This window comes from Salinadaptatus halalkaliphilus, from assembly GCF_006543045.1.
In the GTDB taxonomy this organism is placed as follows: Archaea; Halobacteriota; Halobacteria; order Halobacteriales; family Natrialbaceae; genus Salinadaptatus; species Salinadaptatus halalkaliphilus.
This window is the reverse complement of sequence record NZ_RBZW01000027.1, coordinates 33,340-59,817: the sequence shown is the minus strand read 5'-3', so window position 1 is coordinate 59,817 and position 26,478 is coordinate 33,340. Positions and strand designations below refer to the sequence as shown.

At 59.8% G+C, this 26,478-nt stretch carries 30 protein-coding genes and 1 pseudogene; 22 read left to right on the top strand and 9 right to left on the bottom strand.

Annotated elements, in window-relative coordinates; translation table 11 throughout:
• The first annotated feature begins 157 nt into the window (after positions 1 to 157).
• The 4 genes from D8Y22_RS11505 (at position 158) to D8Y22_RS11490 (ending at position 2,486) form a co-directional block, all read left to right on the top strand.
• Positions 158 to 793, top strand: a complete 636-nt coding sequence (locus D8Y22_RS11505; protein WP_141464852.1) for an IS6 family transposase — start codon at positions 158 to 160, stop codon at positions 791 to 793.
• A 146-nt stretch (positions 794 to 939) separates the two neighbouring features.
• A complete protein-coding gene (locus tag D8Y22_RS11500; protein WP_141464851.1) occupies positions 940 to 1,362 on the top strand; it encodes a CopD family protein in 423 nt (140 codons plus the stop codon).
• Positions 1,355 to 1,816 carry a hypothetical protein gene (locus tag D8Y22_RS11495; RefSeq protein ID WP_141464850.1) on the top strand — a complete coding sequence of 154 codons (462 nt, stop codon included), beginning with the start codon at positions 1,355 to 1,357 and terminating at the stop codon, positions 1,814 to 1,816. Before D8Y22_RS11500 ends, D8Y22_RS11495 begins: the two co-directional genes overlap by 8 nt.
• Before the next feature lie 118 nt (positions 1,817 to 1,934).
• On the top strand, positions 1,935 to 2,486 hold the full coding sequence (locus tag D8Y22_RS11490) for a hypothetical protein (protein ID WP_141464849.1): 552 nt from the start codon (positions 1,935 to 1,937) through the stop codon (positions 2,484 to 2,486).
• A gap of 213 nt (positions 2,487 to 2,699) precedes the next feature.
• On the opposite strand, the gene D8Y22_RS11485 is transcribed toward D8Y22_RS11490, so the two are convergent.
• On the bottom strand, positions 2,700 to 3,440 hold the full coding sequence (locus tag D8Y22_RS11485) for a hypothetical protein (protein WP_246084416.1): 741 nt from the start codon (positions 3,438 to 3,440) through the stop codon (positions 2,700 to 2,702).
• Positions 3,441 to 3,626: 186 nt separating this feature from the next.
• On the opposite strand from D8Y22_RS11485, the gene D8Y22_RS11480 reads away from it, so the two are divergent.
• From D8Y22_RS11480 to ccsA, 3 genes are all read left to right on the top strand, one after another.
• Entirely contained in the window at positions 3,627 to 5,012 is a 1,386-nt protein-coding gene (locus D8Y22_RS11480) for a cytochrome-c peroxidase (RefSeq protein ID WP_141464848.1), read from the top strand.
• A 76-nt stretch (positions 5,013 to 5,088) separates the two neighbouring features.
• Positions 5,089 to 5,559, top strand: coding sequence for a thioredoxin family protein (locus D8Y22_RS11475; protein ID WP_141464847.1), 471 nt, complete (start codon positions 5,089 to 5,091; stop codon positions 5,557 to 5,559).
• Complete coding sequence (ccsA, locus tag D8Y22_RS11470; RefSeq protein WP_141464846.1) at positions 5,556 to 7,898, top strand: cytochrome c biogenesis protein CcsA; 2,343 nt, start codon at positions 5,556 to 5,558, stop codon at positions 7,896 to 7,898. Before D8Y22_RS11475 ends, ccsA begins: the two co-directional genes overlap by 4 nt.
• Positions 7,899 to 7,934: 36 nt before the next feature.
• Here ccsA and D8Y22_RS11465 read toward each other — a convergent pair whose 3' ends face one another.
• Both D8Y22_RS11465 and D8Y22_RS11460 read right to left on the bottom strand, forming a co-directional pair.
• Positions 7,935 to 8,612 carry a heme exporter protein CcmB gene (locus tag D8Y22_RS11465; protein ID WP_141464845.1) on the bottom strand — a complete coding sequence of 226 codons (678 nt, stop codon included), beginning with the start codon at positions 8,610 to 8,612 and terminating at the stop codon, positions 7,935 to 7,937.
• Positions 8,609 to 9,349: an ABC transporter ATP-binding protein gene (locus tag D8Y22_RS11460; protein ID WP_141464844.1), complete on the bottom strand. Its 741-nt coding sequence runs from the start codon at positions 9,347 to 9,349 to the stop codon at positions 8,609 to 8,611. Before D8Y22_RS11460 ends, D8Y22_RS11465 begins: the two co-directional genes overlap by 4 nt.
• A 56-nt stretch (positions 9,350 to 9,405) precedes the next feature.
• Here D8Y22_RS11460 and D8Y22_RS11455 point away from each other — a divergent pair, with 56 nt between their 5' ends.
• Positions 9,406 to 10,086, top strand: a complete 681-nt coding sequence (locus tag D8Y22_RS11455) for a cytochrome c biogenesis CcdA family protein (protein ID WP_141464843.1) — start codon at positions 9,406 to 9,408, stop codon at positions 10,084 to 10,086.
• Here the strand turns inward: D8Y22_RS11455 and D8Y22_RS11450 are convergent.
• Entirely contained in the window at positions 10,083 to 10,610 is a 528-nt protein-coding gene (locus D8Y22_RS11450) for a DUF411 domain-containing protein (RefSeq protein WP_141464842.1), read from the bottom strand. The genes D8Y22_RS11455 and D8Y22_RS11450 overlap by 4 nt on opposite strands.
• A 124-nt stretch (positions 10,611 to 10,734) precedes the next feature.
• Here D8Y22_RS11450 and D8Y22_RS11445 point away from each other — a divergent pair, with 124 nt between their 5' ends.
• The 3 genes from D8Y22_RS11445 (at position 10,735) to D8Y22_RS11435 (ending at position 13,736) form a co-directional block, all read left to right on the top strand.
• Positions 10,735 to 11,205 carry a cytochrome c maturation protein CcmE domain-containing protein gene (locus tag D8Y22_RS11445; protein WP_141464841.1) on the top strand — a complete coding sequence of 157 codons (471 nt, stop codon included), beginning with the start codon at positions 10,735 to 10,737 and terminating at the stop codon, positions 11,203 to 11,205.
• Positions 11,206 to 11,314: 109 nt separating this feature from the next.
• A complete protein-coding gene (locus tag D8Y22_RS11440) occupies positions 11,315 to 12,019 on the top strand; it encodes a hypothetical protein (RefSeq protein ID WP_141464840.1) in 705 nt (234 codons plus the stop codon).
• Between the two features lie 223 nt (positions 12,020 to 12,242).
• Positions 12,243 to 13,736, top strand: a complete 1,494-nt coding sequence (locus tag D8Y22_RS11435) for a molybdopterin-dependent oxidoreductase (RefSeq protein ID WP_141464839.1) — start codon at positions 12,243 to 12,245, stop codon at positions 13,734 to 13,736.
• A 190-nt stretch (positions 13,737 to 13,926) separates the two neighbouring features.
• Here the strand turns inward: D8Y22_RS11435 and D8Y22_RS11430 are convergent, their stop codons facing one another.
• Both D8Y22_RS11430 and D8Y22_RS11425 read right to left on the bottom strand, forming a co-directional pair.
• Positions 13,927 to 14,070, bottom strand: coding sequence for a CcmD family protein (locus tag D8Y22_RS11430; RefSeq protein WP_141464838.1), 144 nt, complete (start codon positions 14,068 to 14,070; stop codon positions 13,927 to 13,929).
• A gap of 6 nt (positions 14,071 to 14,076) precedes the next feature.
• Positions 14,077 to 14,823, bottom strand: a complete 747-nt coding sequence (locus D8Y22_RS11425) for a cytochrome c biogenesis protein (RefSeq protein ID WP_141464837.1) — start codon at positions 14,821 to 14,823, stop codon at positions 14,077 to 14,079.
• A 766-nt stretch (positions 14,824 to 15,589) separates the two neighbouring features.
• Between D8Y22_RS11425 and D8Y22_RS11420 the strand changes: the two genes are divergently transcribed.
• The 11 genes and pseudogenes from D8Y22_RS11420 (at position 15,590) to D8Y22_RS11370 (ending at position 23,197) form a co-directional block, all read left to right on the top strand.
• Complete coding sequence (locus D8Y22_RS11420) at positions 15,590 to 16,045, top strand: CBS domain-containing protein (RefSeq protein WP_246084415.1); 456 nt, start codon at positions 15,590 to 15,592, stop codon at positions 16,043 to 16,045.
• A gap of 777 nt (positions 16,046 to 16,822) precedes the next feature.
• Entirely contained in the window at positions 16,823 to 17,107 is a 285-nt protein-coding gene (locus tag D8Y22_RS11415; protein WP_246084414.1) for a hypothetical protein, read from the top strand.
• A 111-nt stretch (positions 17,108 to 17,218) separates the two neighbouring features.
• Positions 17,219 to 17,371 (top strand): annotated as a pseudogene (locus D8Y22_RS11410) (P-loop NTPase); the annotation flags it as partial.
• 35 nt (positions 17,372 to 17,406) lie between these two features.
• Entirely contained in the window at positions 17,407 to 17,796 is a 390-nt protein-coding gene (locus tag D8Y22_RS11405) for an ArsR/SmtB family transcription factor (protein ID WP_141464836.1), read from the top strand.
• 194 nt (positions 17,797 to 17,990) lie between these two features.
• Entirely contained in the window at positions 17,991 to 18,410 is a 420-nt protein-coding gene (locus D8Y22_RS11400; protein ID WP_141464835.1) for a RidA family protein, read from the top strand.
• An 84-nt stretch (positions 18,411 to 18,494) separates the two neighbouring features.
• The gene (gene arsB / locus D8Y22_RS11395; protein ID WP_141464834.1) at positions 18,495 to 19,676 is read left to right on the top strand and encodes an ACR3 family arsenite efflux transporter; all 1,182 of its coding nucleotides are present in this window, start codon (positions 18,495 to 18,497) and stop codon (positions 19,674 to 19,676) included.
• Between the two features lie 6 nt (positions 19,677 to 19,682).
• Entirely contained in the window at positions 19,683 to 20,588 is a 906-nt protein-coding gene (locus tag D8Y22_RS11390; protein WP_141464833.1) for a universal stress protein, read from the top strand.
• A gap of 118 nt (positions 20,589 to 20,706) precedes the next feature.
• Positions 20,707 to 21,285: a TlpA family protein disulfide reductase gene (locus D8Y22_RS11385; protein ID WP_141464832.1), complete on the top strand. Its 579-nt coding sequence runs from the start codon at positions 20,707 to 20,709 to the stop codon at positions 21,283 to 21,285.
• A gap of 30 nt (positions 21,286 to 21,315) precedes the next feature.
• Complete coding sequence (locus D8Y22_RS11380; RefSeq protein WP_141464831.1) at positions 21,316 to 22,008, top strand: cytochrome c biogenesis protein CcdA; 693 nt, start codon at positions 21,316 to 21,318, stop codon at positions 22,006 to 22,008.
• Between the two features lie 428 nt (positions 22,009 to 22,436).
• Entirely contained in the window at positions 22,437 to 22,706 is a 270-nt protein-coding gene (locus tag D8Y22_RS11375) for an AbrB/MazE/SpoVT family DNA-binding domain-containing protein (protein ID WP_141464830.1), read from the top strand.
• A gap of 11 nt (positions 22,707 to 22,717) precedes the next feature.
• Entirely contained in the window at positions 22,718 to 23,197 is a 480-nt protein-coding gene (locus D8Y22_RS11370; RefSeq protein WP_141464829.1) for a type II toxin-antitoxin system VapC family toxin, read from the top strand.
• Between the two features lie 308 nt (positions 23,198 to 23,505).
• Here D8Y22_RS11370 and D8Y22_RS11365 read toward each other — a convergent pair whose 3' ends face one another.
• The 3 genes from D8Y22_RS11365 to D8Y22_RS11355 form a co-directional block, all read right to left on the bottom strand.
• Positions 23,506 to 24,549 (bottom strand): ABC transporter ATP-binding protein, encoded by a 1,044-nt coding sequence (locus D8Y22_RS11365; protein ID WP_141464828.1) that lies wholly within the window; start codon positions 24,547 to 24,549, stop codon positions 23,506 to 23,508.
• Between the two features lie 85 nt (positions 24,550 to 24,634).
• Positions 24,635 to 25,549, bottom strand: coding sequence for an ABC transporter permease (locus D8Y22_RS11360; RefSeq protein WP_141464827.1), 915 nt, complete (start codon positions 25,547 to 25,549; stop codon positions 24,635 to 24,637).
• Between the two features lie 6 nt (positions 25,550 to 25,555).
• Positions 25,556 to 26,476, bottom strand: coding sequence for an ABC transporter permease (locus D8Y22_RS11355; protein WP_217350880.1), 921 nt, complete (start codon positions 26,474 to 26,476; stop codon positions 25,556 to 25,558).
• Positions 26,477 to 26,478 lie beyond the last annotated feature (2 nt).

Below are 26,478 nucleotides of genomic sequence, written 5' to 3'. Positions count from 1 at the left end.
ATCCGACTTCTAGTCTAGTTAAAGTGACTATTTTAGACGCTAGTGCCCACACCATGATAGGTCGCAGCTAATTTCGAAAGCGTGCAACGGGCTATCCTTAATTTGGCGGTGTTCAGATAAGGATGAAGGATGAGGCGGTTCGTTTTCTGAGTGATCTATGCCCGAAAACGACCGCCTCAATGGTTTTTTAGACGAGATCAACGTAGAGTTTGTTGAACGAGAAGCGACACCGCGATTGCTGATGAAGCTCAGTATTCAGCTGCATCTCGCTGGACTCTCGCTTTCAAATACTGTGTCTATTATTGAGGTATTCGGTGTCGAACGTGCTCGATCAACCGTTCACAATTGGGTTCACAAGGCCGATCCACAGCCTGAATCTGCCCGGTGTCCAGATCACGTTGCGGTTGACGAGACTGTGATCCAACTGAATAATGAGCAGTATTGGCTGTACGCCGCAGTTGATCCCGAGACAAACGAATTACTCCATACAAAGCTTGAGCCGACAACAACGAAGGTTCTCGCTCATTCGTTTCTTACGGAACTCTCCGAGAAACACGACGTCTCCGACGCCGTGTTTCTCGTTGATGGATCGCACTCGTTACAAGATGCATGTCAGCGTCACGGCTTCGATTTCAGATACGAAAAACATGGAAATAGGAATGCTGTTGAACGTATTTTTAGAGATATAAAACGACGAACTCTCTGTTTCTCAAACTCCTTTAGCAATGCCGAAGCAGAAACTGCCGACGACTGGATCAGATCGTTTAGCTTCGTATGGAATCAGCTTATCTGAACACTACCCTTAATTTGCATCTGATATATGAGACAAGAGATTTACGGAACTTACTGTTTTGGCACCTGCAGTGACCGGCGGCAATTGATGAAGCAGTCCACACCGTACCACGACGTACTTAGCGTTGCAGTCTGAACACGCTGACGATGGTCGGGTCGCAGTATTTCGTGGTCCGAACGCTCCACCTCCTCGGTGTCGGAACCGTACTTGGCGGGGCGAGTGTGTTGTGGGTAGCGTTTCGAACGGACGATGTCTCGGTTCGATTGCTTTCGTGGTTCGAAGGGCTGTTTTGGCCGATTTTCGCGCTCGTCGTGTTTACTGGACTCGGCAATCTCGTCGCTTTCGGGACACCACCGGCGGGAACCGATCGCGGGACGGTGTTGACGGTCAAGTTCGGGTGTATTCTCGCCGTAGCGATGGGCTCGGTCGTCCGGACGTTTGCCGTCGTCCGCACACAACAGTGCGATTGTATCCCGGCCTCGAATCCGCGACTCCGGTGGCTCTATGCTGGGACCGCGTGGCTCCTGGGCGGCCTCGTCGTCGTTGCGAGGGTGATCGTCCGTGGTTGACCGCAGGCTCGAGACCATCGCCGTCGGAACTGCCACCCTCGTAATCTGTGTCGTCGGACTCTCGCTCGGTGGCCATGTCACCGGACAGCTAGCCACGACGCTTCAGGAACTGGGGACCATCCCATCGGCAGTGCTTTTTGGTTATCTCTGGTTGCTGGTCGTCGTCGTCGCCAGTCAGTTTCGCGTACTCGACCCGGCAACGAAACGTCCGGTGGTTGCACTGGGCGATGCAGCCGGCGCCGGCATCGTCATCTCGATCATCTATCTCACAGTCGTTCTCGTGATTGGGTTCGTCGCACCAGTTTCTGCCGTCCTCGATCCGGCGACGCTTCCGGTTTTTCGGGCCGCTCTGGCTGGTATCGGGATCGGTGCCGTTCTCGGTGTTCTCTTTGGATTATTTTTCGTGGGTTGCAAGTGGATTGCCACAACTCTCGTCGTTCGAACCACCCAGTAACCGCTCGACAAACCGCGGAAACACGTCGCCCTCGGCGCTCGAGAAACACGGAGGGGTTACTACCACAGTCTCGGAACGACCCTAGCAGCTTTTTCGCGTCGACCCGAAGCGATAGACGATGCAACCGTACTCTACGGCAGACCGACGCCAATTTCTCGTGATGACGGGTGTCGGCGCAGCCGGACTGGCTGGCTGTACGGAGCAGTCCGAACGCGACGCCGAATCGGGTCCACAACCCACCAGCGGAAACGAGCAGGCGACCCAATCCGATCCGACTCCGTCTACCGGCAACGATATCCGTACGGTCTCTGTGATCGTCCAGCCCGATCCAACCGCGTTACGCGAAGCACAGGCCAACGTCTCGACGGCGCTTGAGGAGGGCGAGATCGATCGTGCGGAAGCCGAACAGGAACTCGCCGAACGGGAACAGGAGTTGATCGCCGCTGCGATCGAGGATGCGAGTGATTTCATCGACCGGAGTGGCGCACAGCATCGTGACACGGTCGAAAGCGAGGGGACCCTACTCGTCGATGGACCGTCCGGAACCGTCCTCGATCTCCTCGAGATGCCCGCAATTAGTGCCATTCTTTCCCCCGAGCGGTTCGAGGCGGCCCAACAACGGGTGGCAGGCGACGGCGATAACGAGGCGTTACCGATCGGCCAGGGATAATCGTTCGGCGCCGTTCTACAGGCGGGGCAGGCCGAGTGCCTCGGGGTCGTACGGAAGACGAAGTCTTCCGTGATGACGAGACGCCTGGCGTCTCGAACCACTTGACCCCGAGCGGTTCACGGACGGCTACGTACCTTCGTATCAACTATCCTGCGGTCGGCAATTGTCGACCCTCCTGCAGTTGGATCGAAACGTCGGCACAGCATGATCGTGTTACGCGTCCGTTGGGTCTTCGGGAAGCGTAATATCGACCGGCTCGTCGGTATCGGAGACGATCGTTTCGATCGTGATTACTGCCGGATTGCCACCCTGGTTCACTTCCATGCGGAGGTCGGTTCCGTACAGCGTGTCCGTCTCTGTGTCGACGAGAACGTAGTACACGTACTCCTCGACCGAGAGCGGAACGTGCCCGCCACCGTCACCTTCGAAGCGGTCGGCCTCGACATCCTCCCCGAGGGTAACCTCGTACATCGTCGTCTCGATGTCACCAATGGATTGTGTACGGATGCGCTCGAAATCGGCAGGTTCGGTGCCCTCGAGCATCGTTACTTCGTTCTCGAGTCGGTCGATGTCGTTCCAGGCGTTCAGTGGTGTTTGTTGCCACTCGTTGCCATCAGTGGTATACTGTGTCCCGTCGATGACGTACTGATCCGTCGTCGTCCGCCGTTGGTCAGTGCCGACGTTCGTCTCGACCGTCCGTGTCAGTTTGGCCCGTTGCTCGCTTCGGTCGACGACACCGTCGATCGTCGTCGTTTCGTTGACGGCCGATGATTGGAGCGTCCGCGTTACCTCGAGCTCGTACGTCTCGACATCGCTAGCGGTGGCTGTGAGTTCGTCAGGATCGATCCGCTGGTCGGTTGATTCCTCGGTAAGCGGGGTGGAAACGCCCGTACAGCCAGCTACGAGCAGGCATACCACGACGCCACCCAGAAGCGTCCACTTTGTAGCTCCCACTATAGGTGATGCTTCGTCCGAGTTCTTCTAAATCTTTCTGTCAGTTCCTGGATTTGGGACGCCCACTACGAGAGCGAAATCGCCAGCGGTCAAACAGCCAAATCCGCCATATGCAGGGCTGGTCCGTTCCTATCTCGCGGCTGTTTCCCCGAACGTTTATACGATATCGAGAGAAAGGTCACCCGCATGGGAAGAGCTCAGCGAATACTGCTGCTTAGCGCTGGAGTTTGTCTCCTAGTACTCGTTGCTACAGGGGCCGCCTCCGCGGCAGAGACAGCAGCTGGCGAGGAAGTCGAATCGGTGGGAAGCGGTGATACCGTCTTGAACGTCCAGGAGAACAACGAGACGGACGCCGACACTGACGACCTTCCAGTCGAGCCACCGACTGAGGAATCGCATCCTGGATACGAATACATACAACGGGAAGATGACACCGAGGAAAAGATCGAACTCGGTGAGCAACTCTATTTCGATCCGCGTATTTCCGAAACGGGAACGATCTCGTGTAATACCTGTCACAACGTGATGGAAGGCGGTGACGACAGCCGTCCGACGGCGATGGGTGTCCACGGCCAGACCGGTCCGGTCTCGTCGCCGACGGTCTGGAACTCCGGATTCCACCATACCCAGTTCTGGGACGGTCGCGCCGACACGCTCGCCGAACAGGCCGAAGGCCCGATCGTCGCTGACGTCGAGATGGGCATGCCCGACCACGAGGCCGCACTCGACCGCGTCCGTGCGGTCGATGGCTACGTCGAGCAGTACGAGGCGGTCTACGGTGACGAGGTCGACAGCGACGACCCCGAGGATCTCGTCACACTCGAGCACACCGTCGACGCGATCGCGGCCTACGAACGCACGCTCGTGACCCCGGATAGTCCGTACGACCAGTACGTCGAGGGTGACGAAGACGCGCTCTCCGAGCAGGAACTCGACGGCATGGAGTCCTTCCAGGAACTTGGCTGTCAGAGCTGTCACTCCGGACCGATGTTCAGCGGGCAGTGGGACGAACCCGAATCCGGTGAGGGCTTCTACCAGCCCCACCCAACGTTCGAGGATAACGCCCAGTGTCAGGAGTACGTCGAGGAGTACGACCTGATGGAGAACCCGGGCCGAATGGGCGTCACTGACGACGAGGCCGACGAATACTCCTACAAGGTTCCAACCCTTCGTAACGTCGAACACACTGCTCCATACATGCATACGGGCCAGGTGCCGACGCTCGAGGAGTCGATCCGCGTGATGGCGGCCTGTCAACTCGACGAGGAGCCATCCGATGACGAAGTCGAGGACATTGCCGCGTTCATGACGACCCTGACCGGCGAGTATCCCGATCAGGAGATGCCTCGACTGCCGAACCCGAGCGGCGAATCGATGATCCCGATGGATGCAGACGGTGACCTGCAGGACATCGAAGAAGAGCCAGCGGACGACAACGGCGTCGACGACACAGGCGACACGGACGACGGCGACGACACGATCCCCGGGCTCACCTTCGGTGGCGCGGTCGTCGCGATCGCACTCGTGACGGCGACTGCCCTCATCGGCTACAGTCGTCGCCGGAACGACTAGTCCTCCGGTCCGTCGGCGACGCGTTTTCCGAACGATATCCCTTTCAGCACGCAGTCCAAACGCCAATTCAGTCCCAATGACTCCGCGGAAGCTCCTGACGATAGTCGTTCTGCTAGCCGTCCTTGGATTTGGCTACTACTCGATGCAGGCGGCACCGGTGTTGAGCGACCACGACTACACCTATCAGGGGGGTATCGAGTGGCACGAGGATCCTGACGAGGCCCTCGAGGTCGCCGAGCAAGCCGACAAACCGGTCCTCGTCTACTACTGGACGACGTGGTGTACGTACTGTCAGCAGTACGAGGACGACCACTACCAGGACGACGACGTGCGTGACGCACTCGAGGAATACGTCTTGCTCGCGATCAACCTCGACGACCCTGGCCCGGGAATGGGCCTGGCACAGGACCACGGTGCGAGTTACCCGCCCCAACACGTGTTGATGACCGCCGATGAAGAACCGATTTCGGAACTCGGCGGCTACGTCGAGCGTGATCGGTTCCTCGAGGAACTTGAGAACGGACTCGATTCGACGACAAATCAATGATACCGGACACCCTAACCGTTGGAACCCTTCTCATCGCTATTGCTGCGTTTGCGAGCAGCGTTGCGGGAGTGTTGTTGCTGTATAGTTACCTGACCCGAACTGACGAGTTTCGACATCTCATTCTCGGCGCTTCTGGCGTGTCGACGCTCGCACTGGTCGTTGCACACAGCTATCTCACCTATCTGTTCGTGGTCGGCGATTACACCTACGCCTACGTGTGGGAAAACTCCGCGGACTACCTCTCCCTGCTGTATCGTCTCACTGGTGTTTACGCTAACCACGAGGGCTCGATCTTGCTGTGGGCGACACTCACTGCCATCGTCGCAACTTGGACCGTCTACTCGAGTCGGTTCCAGGGTCGCGGGTCGCGTCTCGTCCAGGCGATATCGCTCGGTATCGTCGCTGTCTTTGCGACGATGTTGGTCTCACAGAGCCCGTTTACACCTATCGAGGCCGCGTTTCCGGACACGCCAGCCGGCTTCGTCCCGCCGGATGGCGACGGGATCAATCCCCTGTTGATCGATCCCTGGATGGCGATCCATCCACCGATCACGTTCGCCTCCTACGCGCTGTTGATCGTCCCGTTCGCCCTCGGGATCACTCACTTCGTGTCGCTGTTTCGAGGTGAAGCGAGCGTCTTCGACGAGTGGCTCGAGAGTATGGTCCAGTGGCTGCGCGTCTCCTGGTTGTTGCTTACTGCCGCCATCGTCTTCGGCGGTATCTGGGCCTACGGCGTGCTGGGATGGGGCGGGTTCTGGTCGTGGGACCCCGTCGAAACCGCCGTTCTGATCCCGTGGCTCGCACTGACGGCGACGTTGCACGCGATCAATCGATACGGGAAAACCGGAGAGTATCCAATCTTCGCGCCAGCCGCCGCGGCACTCGCGTTCCCGCTCGTCATTTTCGCGACGACGGTGGTCCGAAGCGGCGTCTTCCGGAGCGTCCACTCGTTCGCGGCTGGTGGTATCGGGACCGGCGTCCTCTTTTTGCTCGCCGTGACCGGGACCGCCGCCATCGCGTTGCCGGTACTTTACTGGCTGCTCGAGGCCGACGAGACAACCACTCGCTCGAGTGACGATGCCTGGATCACGCGCCGAACCGTCTATCACGGTGCCGTCCTCTCCTTTGCCGTCCTCGCGTTCATTTCGATCTGGGGGCTGTCCTTTCCGGTCCTTCGGAACGCGGCGACGGGCGTCGAGGTCAGCGTCGGACAGGACCACTACAACCTGTGGAGCTACCCCGTCGTCGTCTTCGGACTGCTCGCTGGCGGGTTGTACGCGCTGCTTGATCTGCGCCGCCGACGGCTGGCGATCTGTACGACGGCAATCGTGGCTATCGCGACGATCCTTGCGGCGTTCGTCGCGCCGTCCTCGCAGTGGTATCTGAGCGATCCGAGCGCACACGATCCGCTCGTCTATCGACTCGTCGGGAACCTGAGCGTGCTCTCGATCGTTCCCCCCGCCGTCTTTTTCGCCTCGGCCTGGATCGCACGGTACGTGTCGCGAGTTCGGGGCGTCCCCGATCGAGCGTTCCAGCTCCGAGAGACGGGTATCGTCCTCGTTCACGTCGGTGGTGCTCTGTTGATCGTGGCTATCTCGTTCGTCTATCTCTTCTCGACGGCAGCCTCGGTGACGATCGTCGGCCTCGACGACGCCGAGAACGATCCGGAACCGATCGTCGAGGAGGTGCCGGACTCCGAGTACACCGTCGCCGTAACCAACTACGACACCGTCGAAGAACCGACGATCGAGGAGGCCGCCCGGACGCCCGCCGAAGTACTCGAGGTACACGAAGAGGCATCGATCGTCAGCGGTGAGATAACCCAGACGGAAACGATAGAGGGGACGGCCGTCGCACAACTCGATGGCAGTGACGTGTGGCTCGCCAGTGTCGACGACGACGTTCCGTTCGAGGTCGGTACGGAGGTCATCGCCCGCGGGACGGTCTTTGGCGACGACACGGCTGCAGACGACGCGACAGCCTACGTCTACACCGACAGCGAGAACGCGGGGACCATCGACGACCCGCCGCGGGACGTCCACACGCCGCGTGTGATCTCCCACGAAGTCGATATCGATGTCTACGACGGCGACGACCGAGTTGCCACGGGAACCATCGCCGAACAGGAGTATCTCCGCTCGGAGATGAACACCAACGACGCCGTCATCGAACGCGGCGTGACCGGCGACACCTACGTCGTCGGCTCGATCACCGAGGGCGGCGCATCGGTGTCGATCGATACGTATCCGCTCGCGAACCAGATCTGGCTCGGCGTCGCCATGATGCTCGCCGGACTCACCGCCGTCACCGTCGCCGATACGCGATTGCAAGACGGATAGCGCCCGGCAGCGAGGCGACTCGAGACTCTGCAGTGCTTATTCCTCGACGACGTACTCGAATGTCATCCACCCGGCCACGAGGACGAGCGCGTCGTAGGTGAGCAAAATCCGAAACCACGCGGCGGTCATCCCATCGGAGAGGTCCGGCTGGGTCAACGCCGTCCCTGCGAGGATGATCGGAACGACGAGTGGCACGAGCAACACTGGCAACAACGATTCCTGCAGTTGGGAGTGTAACATGAGAATCGAGAGCAACACCCCGACGGCACTGAACCCGACCGCTGCGAGCAGAATGACGCCGAGAATTGGCCACAGCGACTCGAGCTCGAGGGCGTAATCCAGAAAGACGACGACGAAGGCGAGGCTCAACAGTGCGATTCCGGCGATAAAAAGCGTCGAACTCACGACTTTGCCGAGGTAGATCGCGGACCGATCGACCGGCGCGAGCAACAACCCATCGAGCGCTTCGTTTCTGCCTTCCTGTGCGACGGCGTGGCTCATGCCGACGGCACCGCCGAAGACGACGGCGAGCCAGAGCGCGCCTCTCGCGAGCACCTCCCGCTGGCCGACCTGCTCGCCGAAGACGAACGAGAACACCACGATAATGAGCAACGAGAAGACGAACGCGGCGTTGATCGTCTGTTTGCTCCGGGATTCGACGACGAGGTCTTTCCGTGCAACCTCGTAGACGGCTCGGAGATACCGGCGGTTCATCGGTGGATCCCAGTTCGATCCGCGGGCTGATTCTCGCCGGGTCGACCACGACAGCGCGTCTCGTACGCCTCGAGGACGTCTTCGACATCGTCGACCGCCCGCGCCTCGAGATCGCCGACCAGCCGTCCGTCGTTTAGAAACAGCAGGCGATCCGCAAGCTCGAACCCGCGTGCCAGATCGTGCGTCGAGACGAGCACCGTCCGGTCGTCGATCCCCTCGAGTACGGACGTGATTCGTCGCAGCGAGGTTTGATCGAGCCCCGTGTAAGGCTCGTCGAACAGCAAGAGATCGGGATCGTGGACGAGTGCGCGTGCGAGCGAGACGCGTTTGCTCATCCCATGCGAGAAGCCGGCGACCCGTTCGCCCCCGCGCTCGGCGAGGCCGACGGTCTCTAAGAGCTGCTCGCACCGCTTCGGATCGACGCCGTGGAGACGGGCGTGGAGACGGAGATTTTCCCGGGCCGTCAGTTCGTCGTACAGCATCGTCGCGTGCGTCACGACGCCGAGGCGAGCGCGAACCGCAGCGTTGCCGTCGGTCAGGGACGTGCCGTCGAGCTCGAGGCGGCCGCTCGTCGGCCGAGACAGTGACGCGAGCAGGCGAATGAGCGTCGACTTTCCGGCACCGTTTGCGCCGACCACGACCGCGGTCTCGCCTGTCTCGAGGTCGAAAGAGATGTCGTTCACACCGACGTGGGTCCCGAAGTGTTTCGAGACGCCGTCGACAGAAACGAGTGACATCGATCACTCGTTGGCGGACGTATGACTTAAGCGTTGTAATTCCCAACGCCCACGTAATGGAAATTCCGACGCTATCCGTGGTGTTCGTCGCCGGGATGGCGACGATACTGACGCCGTGTTGTCTCCCCGTGCTCCCGCCGTTGCTGTCGGGGAGCGTCGGGCATCGATTTCGCCCCATCGCAATCGTCTCAGGGAGTCTTCTCTCGTTTACCGCACTCGGCGTCTTGGTGGGATCAGTGACCTCGTTCTCCCCCGAAACGCTCCGTGCGCCGGCGTTTCTCGCGATCGCTGCGTTCGGTGCCGTGATGGTCGACGACGACCTCCACCGAACGTACTCGAACGCCGCCTCCCGTCTCTCGAGTGTCGCCAGCCGTCAGGCATCGATTTTCGACGAGGGCGATCGACCGCTCGCCTCGGCGTTCTCGCTTGGCACGCTACTCGGCGTCATCTGGCTCCCCTGTGTCGGCCCGGTGCTCGGGGCGGTACTCGCGTACGCGGCGACTGCGGGGACGGCACTCGAGAGTGGCGTGTTCCTGTTCGTCTACGGGCTTGGCTTTTCCGTGCCGCTGCTCGGTGTGGCCTACGGTGGAACGATCACGGGGCGATCGATCGCCACTCGAGTCGGTATTCTCGGGCGCGGTGACGCGGTCCGGCGCGTCGTCGGCCTCATCTTGCTGGGGACGGGGATTGCGTTGCTGTTCGAACTCGACCGAATCCTGCTGTCGGCCCTCTCCTAAACGGTGGTGTAGGCGACGGGTTCGGCTCCAGCATCGAACGCATAGACCTGCAGCGCTTCGTCACCTCGTGGCCCCATTCCCGGCGAATACTGGGGCATGCCGGGAATCCCGATTCCCCGAACCGCCGGCTCGTCCGTGAGGAGGTCGTCGATCGCTTCCAGTGGGACGTGTCCCTCGATCAGGTACCCCTCGAGCTCGAGCGTGTGACAGCTTCGAATTTCGTTCGGAACGCCGAGATCCGTCTTTACCTCGCCGAGATTGTCGACTTCCGTGACCGCGACGTCGATGTCGTGGGCCCGGAGGTAGGCCACGTACTCGCTACAACACCCACAGTCGGGGTCGTGATACTGGTGAGCCGACGTGACTGACAGGGTACCGTCCCACGCCCAGTCGTCGATATCGGTGTCGGTTTCTTCGCTCCCCTCTACCACCGGTTCGTCGTCCCCACCGCCGAGACAGCCGCTGAGGCCGGTTGTCGCGATGAGGCCGCCGAGCGTGCAGATCCGTCGCCGGCTGAGAGTCATGGGTGGGATTGGAGGTGGCTACCTGTTATACGACCCGGTCGTTGTCACTCCGTGGGAGTTCGATACCGCCGCCGTACAGGAATCGACGAAGCTTTGATGTGAATACAGACGGAAGCAATCCGTAATGGATCGGAAGACGAAAGTGGTCGTTGGCGGTATCGGAATCGTCGTTCTGCTGGCGATTCTGGCGACGACGACGATGGGGTCAGCTGCGGAATTCGTTACGCCGACCGATCTCGTCGAAACCGACGACCACGAGGACGATCTCGTGAAGCTCGAGGGCCGGGTCGTCGACCTCGAGGACGGCGACGACCTCGAGTTCGACGTCGTCGATGAAAACCACACGGTGGCGGTCAGCTACGACGGGGAGCGCCCCGAGACGATGTCCGAAGGGCGGCTCGTGGTTGCGGAGGGCCACTACGACGGCGACCAGCTCACGGCCGACGATCTCACCGTCCGCGCACACGAAGGTGAACATCCCGACGACGCAAACGAATCGTCGTACGACCACCCCGATTACGATGGTGACGACTACGAGGGTGGGTCGACGACCGACGAGTACGCCGACGGCGGGCCGTCCGCATCGCCGCAGTGATCGTGGACTGGCCCCAGACGGGTTGCTGTACCGCCATCCCGGTGTACTCACAGGCCGGTCGCGGACACAACCCAGTACCTTTGATATGGGGACAGCGCGATGGAGACGTATGCAACGACGACAGGCTCTCGTTGCGACAGGGGGGGTGCTCGCGATTGCAGGGTGTACGTGGACGGATCGGTCGACCGAGGACCACCAGTCCACTGGGGAGGATACCGCCGAGACAGCGAGTGCTGACATCAGTTCCTCGACGGTCGTCGCGGCACCCTATCGGCCCCCGGCCGGTGTGGATGTTCCGTGGATACGACTCGAGATCACGAACGAGGCGACGGCGCCACACGGACGACTCGAGGTCGTCTCGACGGTCGACTCGACGACCGAAGCCGCCGTCGAGTCTCACCAGCGGTTCGTGAGTTACGTGCCGCCGGAAACGACGCTACGATACTACGTCAGAACGAACCTCGAGTTCGACGAGTTCGACGACGTGACCACCGACATCACCGATGCAACGCCACAGATAGACAGTACGCAACTCGAACCGACAGTCGAACGCACGAATTTTTCCGCCGGCAGCTCCCTCGTCAGCGTCACCGGCGAACTCGAGGTCGATGCGACCGAACTCAGTCGGCTGTTCGTCGTCGCACTCGTCTACGATGAGGAGGGCCAGTTCCGTGGGACCGGGACCGATATCAAGACCGATCCGAACCTGTCAGCACCGATCGAGTTCAATGCCGATTCGGACGGGTTTCGGACCCCAGTCGGGAACGCACAACCGGCCTCATACGAGATCCTCGCGTTCGATGGCTTGCCGTAGAGAGTCAGACGGACTGCCGTAAGTCGTTACCGGCGCAACCGCGACCCGGGCGGCGGTTGCGCCGGTAAATCGTTACAGCAATCCGTATCAGTGGTGGTTCCCGGTGTGAGGTAACGGGGACGATATTTAACTGTCCACCACGCTGAGTACCGCGTATGACCAACGCTTTCGACGCCACGGGACCGTCTCGCCTGGTCGTTCGGACCGCCAGGGGGTGGTCCGCGTGACCGATCGGAGACTGATGGCGGCCGTGACGATACTCGCCACTGGGATCTCGGCCGTCGCGACGTCGTTTGCTATCTACGCCACGTCGGCCCGATTCGTCGTTTCGTCGTTCAATCACCTGCTCCTCGAGTATCTGCCCGGCTGGTTTATTTCGGCTATCATCCAGCGGTTCGGAGACGTGGCACTCGAGTTGAGTCTACTTTTTTCCGGCGTGGTTCTCTCGGTGGTCGTGGGGACCATCGCATTCGGTGGCTACCGCGTGGGCAGTCGTGTCGAAACCCCTGCTGCACCACTCGTCGGCTTTCTCGTCTCGAGCGGCTCGATCGCGGTGGCCACGGCAGTAATCGTCGGCGAACTCGTCCCGGCGGTGCTTCCAGCACTCGTCGGCGGTGTGATCGTCACCTGGTTCAGTGACGCCGTACCAGCACCCTCGGATGTCGACGCCGAGCGACGTGCCGTCGTCACGTCACTGTCGGCTGTCGCCGCGTTCAATATCGTCGCACACGCGCTGGGACTGGTCCGCCGAGATCAAACGCGGCGTAGCGAACAGGAGCTACAGGAACAGGCCTCGCGCGCCGAAGTCGATCATCTACTGTCCACGTCCGAAGACGCCGAACTAGACGCCGACGGCGTGCAACCGCTCGTTAGTGAGGTCGGGGACTTCTTTACGGTCGACATCAATCCCAGTCCGCCGACGGTCGACACTGCCTCGTGGTCACTATCGATTACCGGCGACGTAGAAGACGAACTCGAACTCGGGTACGACGACGTACAAACGTACACGACGAGACACGAATACAAAGCGATCCGCTGTCTTAGCGACGGGATCGAGAGCGACCAACTCGACGCGGCAGTCTGGACGGGTTGTCGTCTGGGCGATCTGTTGGCCGAAGCCGAACCCAACGGCGAGTACGCAATGGTGACCGGGGCCGACGACTACTACTACTCGATTCCGCTCGAACAACTCGAGGAGTCGATGCTCGCCTACGGCATGAACGGCCTCGAGTTACCCGAGGCACACGGCTACCCAGTTCGGATACTCGTTCCCGACCGATGGGGGAAGCTACAGGTCAAGTGGCTCACCGAAATCGAGATCATCGACGACGAAGCCGGCGGCTACTGGGAGGAGCGGGGCTGGCACGGAATGGGGCCAGTAAACGCCGTCACGAAGATCGACCGTATCAACCGACCCGACGGACGTATTCAGCTCGTCGGACACGCCTATGCCGGCGATCGCGGTATCGAGACGGTCGAACTCTCGATCGACGGTGGCGAAACCTGGTCGGATGCCACACTTAGCGATCCGTTGCCGGATGCCGATACGATTCGACAGTGGCGCTTCGAGATCGACCCAGCCGACACAGCACAGGACCAACTCGAGGTCTACGCGCGAAATATCGACGGTGACGGAACGACCCAACCGGAAGAACGGACTGATCCGTTCCCCGACGGTGCAACTGGCTGGGTTCATCGATCGATCGACATTTCGTAACGGGTCGTCGGTCGATCGCCCCACACGGACTGCTGGCATGCAGTACCGGTGTGTCGCAACGGTCGGCGGTGGTGCCGGTATACGGTCGCTGCAGTCCGTCTCATCGGGACTCTTGAACGCCATTTCCGACCCAACTGCGACCCGCCGCCCGGGTCGCGGCTGGGCCGGAACTGACGGACAGGAAACCGTATCAGTCGTCGCTATTCGTCCGCTGTTCGGTCGCAACGTCCTCGAGTCGTTGCTCGAGTTCCCCGAGACGACTTCGCAGATGCAAGACGTAGACGACCAGCGCCAGGAATATCGCTCCGTAGGCGAATGGAAGTAAGAATTCCATGGGGAATCACTCAGCCTCCGTCGGTTTGTACGTTTCTCTCTGCCTGCGGTGTTTTACAGCGTCGATACGACTCGCCAGTGAGTGGAGCCTGACCCGACTGCCGAGCAAGTAGAGATACAGGAAAAAGAGCGCTAGCAACGAGACCAAAAGGACTTCCCCGGAAATCGCCGCCTCAGCGTCCGGGTTCCCGATCGACGGGGCGTGTAACCGTGCCGTCCACAGTCGCGTCGATGCATACGAGATCGGGACCGTCACGAAGCCGACGACCCCGTATACCGATGCGAGTCGTGAGACCCGCCCGCTCCCGCCGGCACTCGAGTAAATGAGCAAGTAGCCGGCGTAGATGAACCAGACGAACAGAAACGTCACGAGCCGGATATCGGACCAGTCCCACCACGTGTTCCAGATAACCCGCCCCCAGGCGCTGCCCGTGATCAGCGTTAGCGTCGCGAAGATGAAGCCGATTTCACCCGATGCATGCCCAACGTGTTCCCAGAATCGGGTGCCGGTGAGCAGATACGTAACACAACCCAGAAACGTTACCGTCAGGGCGACGCCGCCAACGAGAGCGAGTGGAACGTGCCAGTACGCGACTAGATTGATTCCGTGATCCACGCCATACATCGATGCCGACGCGTAGCCAAAGATCAGTGCAATCGAACCGAGACCGAATACTAGCGTCAAATATCCGGGGATCGAACTGGAGAACAGCCGTCGACAGGCCCCGATCACCCGTTGCTCGTACGAATCCATACGCTCGGGTAATCTCTCAGTCTTCAAAAAGCTGCCTGCTGACTCCCAGCGGATGGCTCTGTCGCGCTCGAAGCGGTCCGATTGCAGGTGTCATTCGGGGGTGCGATCGCGAGTTCCTGCACGACAGTAGTGCGTCGTCTCCCGTCCGTTTCCACATATTTACACTGGTACTAATGTAACCCTCAAATGAAGGTGTTATTACTGGGGGTGGCAATACCGCCTGTGATCTGCCGACTGAACAGGGCCATAGGATTGAGAGGAGCCACTGCAGTACTACACACCTGATCACGGCCGACTGTACGGTCGGTGAGGCCGGTATCGGTGGACCGATAGTTGCGGGACGGCCGTTGCCAGCCGCCGATATCCTACTATTGTATATCTAACAGCCAGATTGATACGGACTGCTCTAACGATTTACCGGTGGAACCGCAGGATGGCTCGCGGTTGCGCCGGAAATGACGTACGGCAGACCGTATGAGTGTGTGGTCGACCGCTCGGTCCGTCGGCTCGCTACGGTCTGTTGGAGCGAGGATCGTACCACACACAGCCACTGGAACCGCTACGCGTCGGATTACATACCTTCCCGGCCGCTCTCTTTATCGAGACTGTCGTCCCATCTGATACGACCTGTTGTCCCTCTGTACCACGACCTAGAGAGACGGGAACCGGACGCTAGACGACAGCGTAATCGCATCACCGGACGGTGATCGGCATCGTCTATCGCTCGGACGGAACAGTTATCGATGTTGACTGTCACGCGTTTCGTATGGCTCGCGTTCGCGACGTAATGACCGAAGACGTCGTCACCGCCGAGAATACGACGGCGCTCGAGACCGTGGCAGAACGGCTGTTGAAAAACGATGTCGGAAGCGTCATCATCACGAACGACGGTTCGCCGTACGGGATCGTTACCGAGACCGACATCATTCTAGCGACCTACCGGAGCGGTCGTTCGCTCGAGGCGATTCCGACTCGAGCCGTCGCCAGCCATCCACTGGTCACTGTCGAACCCGAGCAGTCGGTGCGGCTGGTCGTCAAGCGGATGCAAGACGAGCGGATCAAGAAGCTCGCAGTCGTCGACGGACTCGAGATGGCAGGTATCGTGACGACACAGGATCTGATCGATCACTACGGCGAGTTAACTCGGGAGCTCAAAACTATCCGGGAGGACCGACATCGACGTGGCGGCTTCGACGAAGATGGCGCTTCTGATGACAACTGATGTCGTCGATCGTGCGAGGTTTTCCCCCTACCACGGAACGAGGTCGGTTTGACCGTCACGTATTGAGTCGTTGAAACCGGAAAAACAGGTCGGACCACCGTCCGTGATTCCCTTGCTACCGTCGAAACCTGCTGGATCACGGGACCCGCTGGCGAGGCGACGATTACCCTGTCTTACAACGGAACGCCGGCGGCAAAGCGACGACCGATCCCACCGTGGGTGTCCCAAACCCAACGGATACCAGACGCTATGAGTACAGTGAGTAACATGTCGTTGACCGATGGCGATCGGTAGCTGGCGCGAGCAACTCGCCACCAATGCGTTGCTCGAGTAGACCGTCACTAATGGCCATAAATCCAGTAGGAATTAAAAATAATCAGAAAAATAAAATCAAAGAGCTCCCCAAGATCGCTCGAGTGAGTTTGTTGTGGTCTGCCAGCACGGATGTGACAATTGCCGAGGTGCGCAACCGATACAACCACCCACATCGAGCTGCGTACCGCGTATAATCCGAATGGGACGTTGTCTCTGCCGAAGTATCGGTCTGTACGACTAATACGGATTATTGTAGCGTTTTACCGGTGATCACCGATCCCGTTTCGGGCAATCACCGGTACCAAACTACAACAGTCCGTATGAAGGCCTCGCTTGGCTGTGGTCGCTGAACGCGGTGGTCATTACTTTGTCAGTTCGATGAGTATATTGTTAATAGTATTGGTATGATTGTATACTATAACTTCATATATGATTTGTCAATCTCGAGTTCAGCCACGAGCGATGCGTCGACTGTGGCCTCTGTGCGACCGGCTGTCTCGAAAGCGCGATCAGGATGGACACTGTCTCGATCTCAGGCTGTTGCCCGAGTACAACGACGGCAACGTCTGGACGACCGTCCATGAGGAAGCGCTGTTCGAGTGTCGAAGCTGTGGCGCGGTTGTCGCGAGCGTCTCGACCGTCGAGGATTTGAAAGCACGGCTCCCGGATGGGCAGATGGACAGCGTCGACGGCCACATGGCCGAATACTGCAGCGACTGCAAGGGCGACCTTGTTTTCAAATCGTGACGCTAACCGATCCGACTACCCAATCGACGACGGGTTGAACGGTGATCGACGGCGACGGGACGGCCCTCGAGGTGTGGAGAGGATGACCGTCTCCGAATCACAGCTTCCAAGATCGTCGCCGACCTCCCGCCGGAAACTGGTGACGCCCAGCTCACGCTGCTTCAGACGCTCCCGGTGACCGGCTCCGTGGTCGTCATGACGCCCGAAGACGTTGCGCTCGACGACGTTCGAAAGGGGATCGAGATGTTCCGGGACCACGACACAAACTCTTATTTGAGAGTTCCCTCAACTAGTAACGCATGGCAGAAACAGCCGATCGCCTCCGTCGCTATCTCGAGGACGAACTCGGCGAGTGTCGAAACGAGGACCTGCAAGAGCGCCTCGCAGAACTCGACGATCTGGAAGCAGTACTCGACGAGGATGTCGTTTCGAGCGACGTGCAAACGTTGTCTGCACTCGGTAACGAGACACGATATCAACTCGTTCGACTGCTCGTCGAAGCCGACGAACCGCTGTGTGTCTGTGAAATCACACCGCTCGTCGACGTCAGCGACAGCGCCGTGAGCCACGCGCTATCGACCCTCGCTGGGGCAGGTCTCGTGACGAAACGCAAGGACGGGCGGTGGCGAAAGTATCGAGCAACCGGCCGAGCGAGTGCGCTCCTTACTGTTCTCGACGGCTCTCGCTGAAAACATAATCGGCTCTCCCCTGTTCTCGTTTCGTCTGAGACGGATTACTGTACCGATTGACCAGCGCAACCGCGACCCGGACGGTGGTTGTGCCGGCAATGACGTACAGTCATCCGTACGAGCGTCGCCCAACGATCCACCGAACGAGTGCGTCGATAGACACATTTATACTTGATCAACCTTTCAAGTGTATCATGGCCCAATCGATCGACGAGTCGGCCCAAACCGTGCGATTGAGTCGTACGAGCAAGCGCCAGCGCGAGGGGACGGATCACGTCGGTGCGTTCGGAACGCGAACCGGTCGCTCAGATCTCGTCTTTCTCGAGGGAATGCTTCCGGAAGCGTCGGGGACAATAGTGAACGACCGTTCAATCGAAGCGCAGATGTCGGCTTGTTTCGACAGACTCGAGGCGGTCCTCGCTTCGCGGGGATTGGACCTGAGCAACGTCATGAAAGTGACGGTACAACTGACCGATACGGCCGATCGAGACGTCGTCGACGACGTGTATCGGGCTCGGTTCGATGGGGAGTATCCGCCACGAACGACGATGGGCGTCTGTTCGCTTCCCGCTGGTGCGGCCGTCCAGCTCGACGTTATCGCTGCTGTGGAATAACGGTGCCACGAATGACCACTCACAGTCTAGCGCTACTGGGACGATCACGAGTTGCACGAACGGGTATCGACGTGGTGAGAGTCGATGAATGACCTCGAGCACGACCACGGGCCGGACTGTGACTGTCCGGACTGTGGTGATCCGCGGTCGATGGACTTTCTCGATAAGTATCTGACCGTCTGGATCTTCCTTGCGATGGGGCTGGGTGTCGGCCTGGGGTACGTCTCGCCGGGTATCGTCGATCCGATTCAGGAGTACTACCTCGTCGAAATCGGCCTGATCGCGATGATGTACCCGCCGCTGGCGAAGGTCAATTACGGGCAGCTGCCGCGAGTGTTTAGCGCGTGGCGCGTGCTCAGCCTGAGTCTGATCCAGAACTGGCTGATCGGGCCGACGCTGATGTTCTTGTTGGCGGTCGTCTTCTTCAGCGGGCTCGCCCCGCCGTTTCCCGCCCATCCCGAGTACTTCCTTGGGTTGATCTTTATCGGCATGGCTCGCTGTATCGCGATGGTGCTCGTCTGGAACGACCTCGCCGACGGCTCGAACGAGTACGCCGCGGGGCTGGTCGCGTTCAACAGCGTCTTCCAGATTATCACCTACGGAGTGTACATCTGGTTTTTCGCGCTGTTCCTGCCGCCACTGCTGGGAATGGACGCGCTGGTCGCCGGCATCGGCACGTTCGATATCACGATCGAACAGGTGTTCTGGGCGATCGCGATCTTCCTCGGTATTCCCTTCGCCGGCGGGATCCTGACTCGCGTCGGTGGCGTCCGTTCGAAAGGTGAGGAGTGGTACGAAGAGGAGTTCGTCCCGGCGATCAGTCCCGTTACGCTGATCGCGCTCCTGTTTACCGTGGTCGTGATGTTCGCGACGCAGGGAGAGAACATCCTCGCTCAGCCGACCGACGTCCTCTGGATCGCCGTCCCGCTGACGATCTACTTCGTCGTCATGTTCCTCGTGAGCTTCGCGATGGGACGCGGTATCGGTGCGGACTACTCGACGACGACTGCAATCGGCTTTACCGCGGCGTCGAACAACTTCGAACTCGCGATCGCCGTCGCCGTCGCCGTCTTCGGCGTCGGCTCCGGCGTCGCATTCGCCACCGTCGTCGGCCCGCTGATCGAAGTACCGGTCCTGTTAGCCTTGGTCAACGTGGCCATCTACTTCCAGCAGAAGTTCGACTGGGGTGGCTACGAAACTGGCCAACTCGAGAGTACGACGCCCGCAGGCGAGGACGTGGCATCATCGAAGACGGATGACGACTAACAACCCATGACAGTCGACACACTTCTGATTCCAACCGACGGAAGCGATCCGGCCGAAGCCGCCGCAGCTCGTGGCTTCGACCTCGCAGCCCAGCTCCAGGCAAGCGTCCACGTCCTCTCGGTTGCAGATAGCTCCGTCGCGACGGGCGCCGGATACGCTGGCGACTCGGCGTCGATTCGCTCGCGGCTTCGCGAACGGGCTAGCGCTCGCGCAACCGCCCTCCAGGCGGACGCCGAGGAACGCGGCCTCGATGCGACGGCGGCGGTCCGTGAAGGGATTCCAGCCAACGAAATCGTGGGCTACGCCGACGAACACGGGATCGACGGCATCGTTATCGGAACGGCCGGTCGGAGCGGTATCACGCGTGCACTCGTCGGGAGTGTCGCGGACAAAGTCGTCCGCACTGCCACCGTTCCCGTCGTCACGATCACGCCGGAGGCAGCCACCGAGACGACATCGACAATCGAGTCGATCCTGTGTCCGACCGACGGCAGTGAGTCCGCGACGACGGCGACCCATCACAGTCTCTCGGTGGCGGACCAACTCGAGGCGGCCGTGCACTTCCTCTCGGTGATCGACAGTGATCTCGGGGATCGGGTCGTTGCACTCACGAACGACGACGGTGATCCCTTGAGTGGCCTCCACGAACGGGCCGAGACGCACCTCGAGACGCTCGCCAGTCACGGACAGGAGCGCAATTTCGAGGTCGAGACGGCGACGAGAAATGGTGAGCCAGCCGAAGAAATTGTCGCGTACGCCGACACGGACGGTATCGATCTGATTGCAATGGGAACTGCTGGCCGCGGTGGATTCGAACGTGCACTCGTCGGGAGCGTGACCGATACGGTTATCAGAACGGCGTCGGTGCCCGTCCTCACCGTTCGGCCCGACGAGCCACACGACGACAGTTGACATCCGCCACACCCACGCAAGGTGGGGTAGTTCGGCGACACCGTCTATAGTGGGTCGCCACTCGAGAGTCGTACCAGAACCATTGTTATGCGAGGCTCCCAACGATCGTCGTAGGACGATGGCCGACGATAGACGGTTCGATCGACGCCAGTTCCTCCGGGGACTCGGTGGCGGCTCGCTCGCCGTAATAGCCGGCTGTCTCGGCGACGAAGACGAGCCCGACGCCGAGGAGGGAGCCGAGGTCGATCCGGAACCGGTCTCGGTTGGGGCGGATGCGACTTGGCGAACGACGGAACTGACGGACGTACGCACCGACGAGACGTTTCGACTCGGTTCGTTCGACCGGCCGGTCGTGATACACACGTTCGGCGTCGGCTGTGCGGTCTGTCACGCACAACACTCCGAGTTCGAATCCCTGTGGACCACTACCGCTGGGGTCGAGATCGTCGACCTGACGATCGACGTGAACGCGGAGCCGGCGACGATCCGCGAGTACGCCGCTGACGAGGGCTACGACTGGCGGTTTGCGGTCGCCAGCGAGGACGTAATCGGCAGTCTCTCGAGCGACTACGGCAACGCCATAACCCGTAGCTCCGCGTCACCGGTCGTCGTCAGTTGCCCGGATGGGCAGACGTATCGCCTCGAGAAAATCGCCGACGCCGAGGCGCTCGACGGTGTTCTCGAGACGACGTGTTGATGGAGACTCGAATTTGCCGGTGATCCGTCGATGAGCTCGACGACTGCAGCACTCCTCGAGTTTTTCGTCCTCGGCGTGGCAACACCGTTGACCGCGGCCTGTGTTATTCCCTTGTATCCGTCTTTTCTCAGCTATCTGGCGGCCGTCGAAGGCGACGAGCGGGCAGCACCTGTTCCCCTCCTCGGGCTCCTCGTCGTCGCCGGCGTCGTTTCGTTTCTGGCAGTCGTCGGTGTCGTGTGGACGGTCGTCTTCGGCGCGGCGATGACCAACGCCGTCGAAGTGCTCTCGCCGATCGCCTTTACGCTGTTATTGGGCGTCGGCATCGTACTCGTCGTCGATCCGTCGGGGTTCTCGCGGATTCCGACGATCGAGCCACCCCACACGTCGCGACCGACGGCGTCGGCGTTTGGCTACGGCTTCTTTTTCGGTGCCATCGTGATCCCCTGCAACCCGGGACTCATTACGCTATTTGTGAGCCGGTCGACGGTCGCGTTTCCGGCCTTCGACTCCCAGCTCGAGGTGCTCGCGGGTTTTGTGGCCTTTGGTCTCGGAATCGGTACCCCGCTGCTCGCGTTCGCACTCCTCTCACAGTCGTTCGGTCGACGGCTGACGCGGGCGCTCGCGGCCTACAGCGATCCGATCAATCGGTTCGTCGGCGTCGTGTTACTCGTCGTTTCGTCGTACTATCTCGTCGTCGTCTTCCAGCTCGTTCCGGGGCGCTGATACGGATTACTGTACCGATGTACCGGCCCAGCCGCCGCCCGGGTCGCGGCTGGGCCGGAACTGACTTCCAGTAAACCGTATGAGACTCGCTCTCTTTCTGGAACGGCTTCGTCGGCTGGGGTTCCCGATCGTCGTTCCAACTATAGGGATTATCGTCGCCAACCGGCGGGTTCGAAGTGTGATCTGTAACGACGTTTCTCGGTTCTTCGGTGAAAAACGATGAACTCCGACGATAATTCCTATAATCCCAGCCTCGAACGCCACTCGTCGGACCGACCATCTCGAAGGCGTCTTGAGCGCGGGTGAGCGGGTCACGGACAGCGACCAAGTCGTCTCTATCCGTTCACTACACCTGCGAACCGTTCGGTACTTCGAGTGGCGCAAGCGTTTTGTATGTCAGTAGTGTAGTGGGTATTAGGTGGTATAATATGGGAAAGACCTCCTCTGAAGCGAACAACGGGGAAGAAATTACGCTCACAGTGGACGATAGAGGACGGGTAACACTCCCAAAAGAGGTTCGGGACCGATTAGGAATCGAATCGAACGACGAAATTTCGGCAACCCTCGTCGGGTCAGTCCTCGAAGTCAACCCCACCCCGAGTTCGAAATTAGAGACAGCAACAGCCGGTCGGAAGAACTGGGAGCACACGACACCAACTGATGCCGGAGAAACGCTCTTCGGGCCGATGAACCAGTGACCGACCATCCGATGACCGATTCGCTCCCGACTGAAGTGACGGTTCTCACTGACGTGAACGTGCTAGCGATCGCACTCACCGACGATCATCCTGCACACGACGATGTGTATCCGTGGATCCAGAACGCAATCGATGGCCCAAACGTCTTGCTCGTGTTCGATTACTATCCGTTGCGAGCGCAGTATCTGATGACGAGCAACTTTGGGGTCGACGCAGTCGCTGCTCGAAACGCTATCCAATCACTCGTCCGTAGCCCTGCACGAATCGTCAGTGCCACAGAGACGACGCTTCTCGAGGCGTACGAGATCAGTGCTGAGAAAAACCACGACGTGTACGATTCGTTCATCGCCGCGCTTGCACGAGCATACGACGCCGATTACTTGATTACGACTGACAATGATTTCGACGACCTTTGTGACGATGAAGCTGTGACGTATGTCAATCCGATCCCGACCGACAAACGTGAAAAATTAACACTGATTGATGGGTGACCTCTTCCTCGCCGTAACTGCGAGACTTCCCACGGCACCGTACCGCTATCCAGCCCTGCGATCAGCGAAACTCGGTGGCTTGTCACCGCGATACGATCCATGTCTGCGTGTAGAGAGGCCACGCGAGCGCGACTCTCATACGGATTCTGTACATCGGTACAGTAATCCGTCTCAGAAACACCGACGGGAAGTCTGACGTGACGACCCCAAAGTCCGATCTAGCGTTTGGTTCAGGGCCTGACTATACGGTCTCTGAGCGGAAAACGAACGTAGGTCTCTTCGTGTGTCGGTTGGCCCCGATAGTTTGGCTACAGCAACGCAGTGGTCCGCTCGCGAATGCCTGTCGGGAAGATCTGCACGTTCTCAGGATCGATTTCGACACCAACCACATCACCAGCCCGGTAATCGGCATCGCCGTCGACCTGCATAGTGATTGTACTCCCATCTGGGAGCTCCACTTGGAGATCCTTTCGCTGGCCGAGGTACGTCGTCTCGAGGACAGTCGCATCAACCGGCCCGCCAAGCGAGAAATCTTCAGGCCGAGCGGCAACCGTGACCTCGCCGGTCGTCCGCATATCATCCGCGAGTTCGGTGAACCCAAGATCGATTCGATCGTCTCGTGCGACACCGGTCAGCAGGTTCGACGTTCCAACGAACGTGGCTACGAACTCATTGGTCGGCTGTCGATAGATGCTCTCTGCCGTCCCGACCTGTTCAACTCGGCCGTCGTTGAGCACGGCGATTCGATCGCACATCGCCATCGCTTCTTCCTGATCGTGGGTCACGTACAGTGCAGTCACGTCTAGCTCGTCGAGTAGTGAACCGATCTCATCACGAAGCCTGAGTTTCAGTTCCGCGTCGAGTCCAGTCATCGGCTCGTCTAGCAAAAGAACGTGTGGCTCGATTGCGAGGGCGCGGGCCAGTCCGACGCGTTGCTGTTGCCCACCCGACAACGTCGCGGGATTTCGGTCTGCCAGATCGGCGATATCGAGCAATTCGAGCAGTTCGTCCGCCCGTTTTCGTCGTTCCGTTTTTGACACGTCACGCATTTTCAGGCCGAACGTGACGTTCTTGCGAACAGTTTTCGTCTCGAACAGCGCGTACGACTGGAACACCAGTCCGACATTTCGCTTCTCCGGTGGGACGTGTGTTACGTCGGTTCCGTCGAAGGTGACTCGGCCGTCGGTCGGCGTTTCGAATCCAGCGATCGTCCGTAGCGTGGTCGTCTTGCCACAGCCGGAGGGCCCGACGATACCGAGCGTTTCGCCGTCCCGAATCTCGAGGTCGACCCCGTCGACGGCGACTTCCTCACCGTAGACCTTTCGGATCGACTCCAAGCGGACGGTGCTCACAGGCGATCACCCCTCCAGATACAGCAGGCAGTTGTCCGTTCGGTACAGCGGATTCGATCATCGGTATCGGAACTCATGATTGTACTCATCGATCGTCGTTGAGAGTCGTGAAGCCGCGATTGCCGAGGAGTTGTAGTATGAGGATCGCACAGACGACGATGGAGAAGTAAATTGAGATAGCCGCGGCGGACTGAAGATACGGGGCGTTCGAGATATTTCTGAACAGGAACATCGAGAACGGTTCCGGGTCGCCAGTATGAACCATGTAGGTGAAGTTGAACTCCGCAGCGGCCAAGGTCCAAGTAATGATACAGCCCGCGAGAATCCCACGTTTCGCGTGCGGAACGATGATCGTCAGAAAGGCCCGGGGCCAGGATGCGCCGAGTGATCTGGCACTCTCCTCGAGTTTCACGATGTCTATCGATTGAAACGAGCTCTGGACCGTAAGGACCATGTACGGCGACTTGAGCAAACAATAACCGACGATCAAGACGAGCGCCGAGCCCCGGTAATCGGGATAGGTACGCAGGAACGCGATCCCGAGGATGACGCCCGGGACGATCGGGAGGATTGCGAGGGTGTTCACCCAATTATGAGCGGCGAAGTCGTACCGAGAGAGCGCGTACGCGATCGGAATGCCGATGATTACATTCAAGATCATTCCACCCGTCGCGACCAGCACGCTGAACGTCAGTCCCGGGATGGCGTTCGCGCGGACGCCGTAATCGCCGAACCCGAGGACGTGTCGCCAGTGTTCGAACGTGACGAATCCGCGTGGGAGAACTCCCGTCGCCGTACTCGCGAACGAAGAGATGAAGGTCATCAGGATCGGAACCACGAGAATCGCCACAACCAGGTAGACGATCCAGACGAGCGTGGGTCGTCCGATCCGTTCCGACGCCGAACGCCGAGCCGACGTCCACTTGGATTCGGTCCCCGATCGCAATTCCTTCGATCCCGTCTCCGCCTCCGCTTTCGAGTCAGTATAGTAGTCAGTCATCCGTTATCAGATCTCCACTGTTTTGTTCGATACAAACCGCAGTCCGACAAACGTGAACGCGATCAGGAACAGTGCATACACCAGCCCGATTGCCCCGGCTATCTGGGTGTTGAATCCGACTCCGATCTCGTAATCGATCCGGAGCGTAACGACGGCAAGTGCCTGCAGTATCAACACGGTGCCGAAGATCGCGAGGGCGGACCGAAACGTGAGGATGAACGCCGCGACGATTCCGGGACGGATCTCGGGGAGGGTAACATGATAGAACGTCTCGAACGGCGTCGCACCCAACGATCGGGCGGCTTCTTCCGCGCGCGTATCGACTTCGGCGTACGTTCCTCGTAACACCATTGTCGCCCGAGGTACCAGCGAGTACACGTACCCAAGAAAGAGCCCAAAGACGGAGGTCGCCGACGCGAGATCGATCGCGCTCGAGCCGGTGAACACGGCGACCGCATTGGTCACGAGTCCCTGCCGACCCAACAACACGATGGCCATAAACGCGACGACGATTCCCGGGAGTGCGATGGGGAACGAGACTACTGCGACGAGGACGTTCTCGAACGGTAGCGAGTACTTTTCGAGTACGTGTGAAATCACCACCCCGAGCGCAACGCTTACGACAGTGGCAGCGGTCGCGAACCAGAGGGTGTTCCAGGCAATTTCACGGTACACCGGCTCCGTGACGAGGGCCTCCCACGCCGCGAAACTCCAGCCGGCGTTCTCCAGGTTCTCCGCCGAGAGGCTCATTCGAGCCATCACGATCAGTGGCACGAACCCGGCGAACGTCGCGAGCACAAAAAATGGGAGACACATGATAACTATCCGTCGACGCTCGCGCTCACGCTCTGTCGTCGGGAACGCCATCGATCGAGCGGACACGATCGATTGGCAAAGTTGGTCACGACTCGGAAATCGTATCGACATCG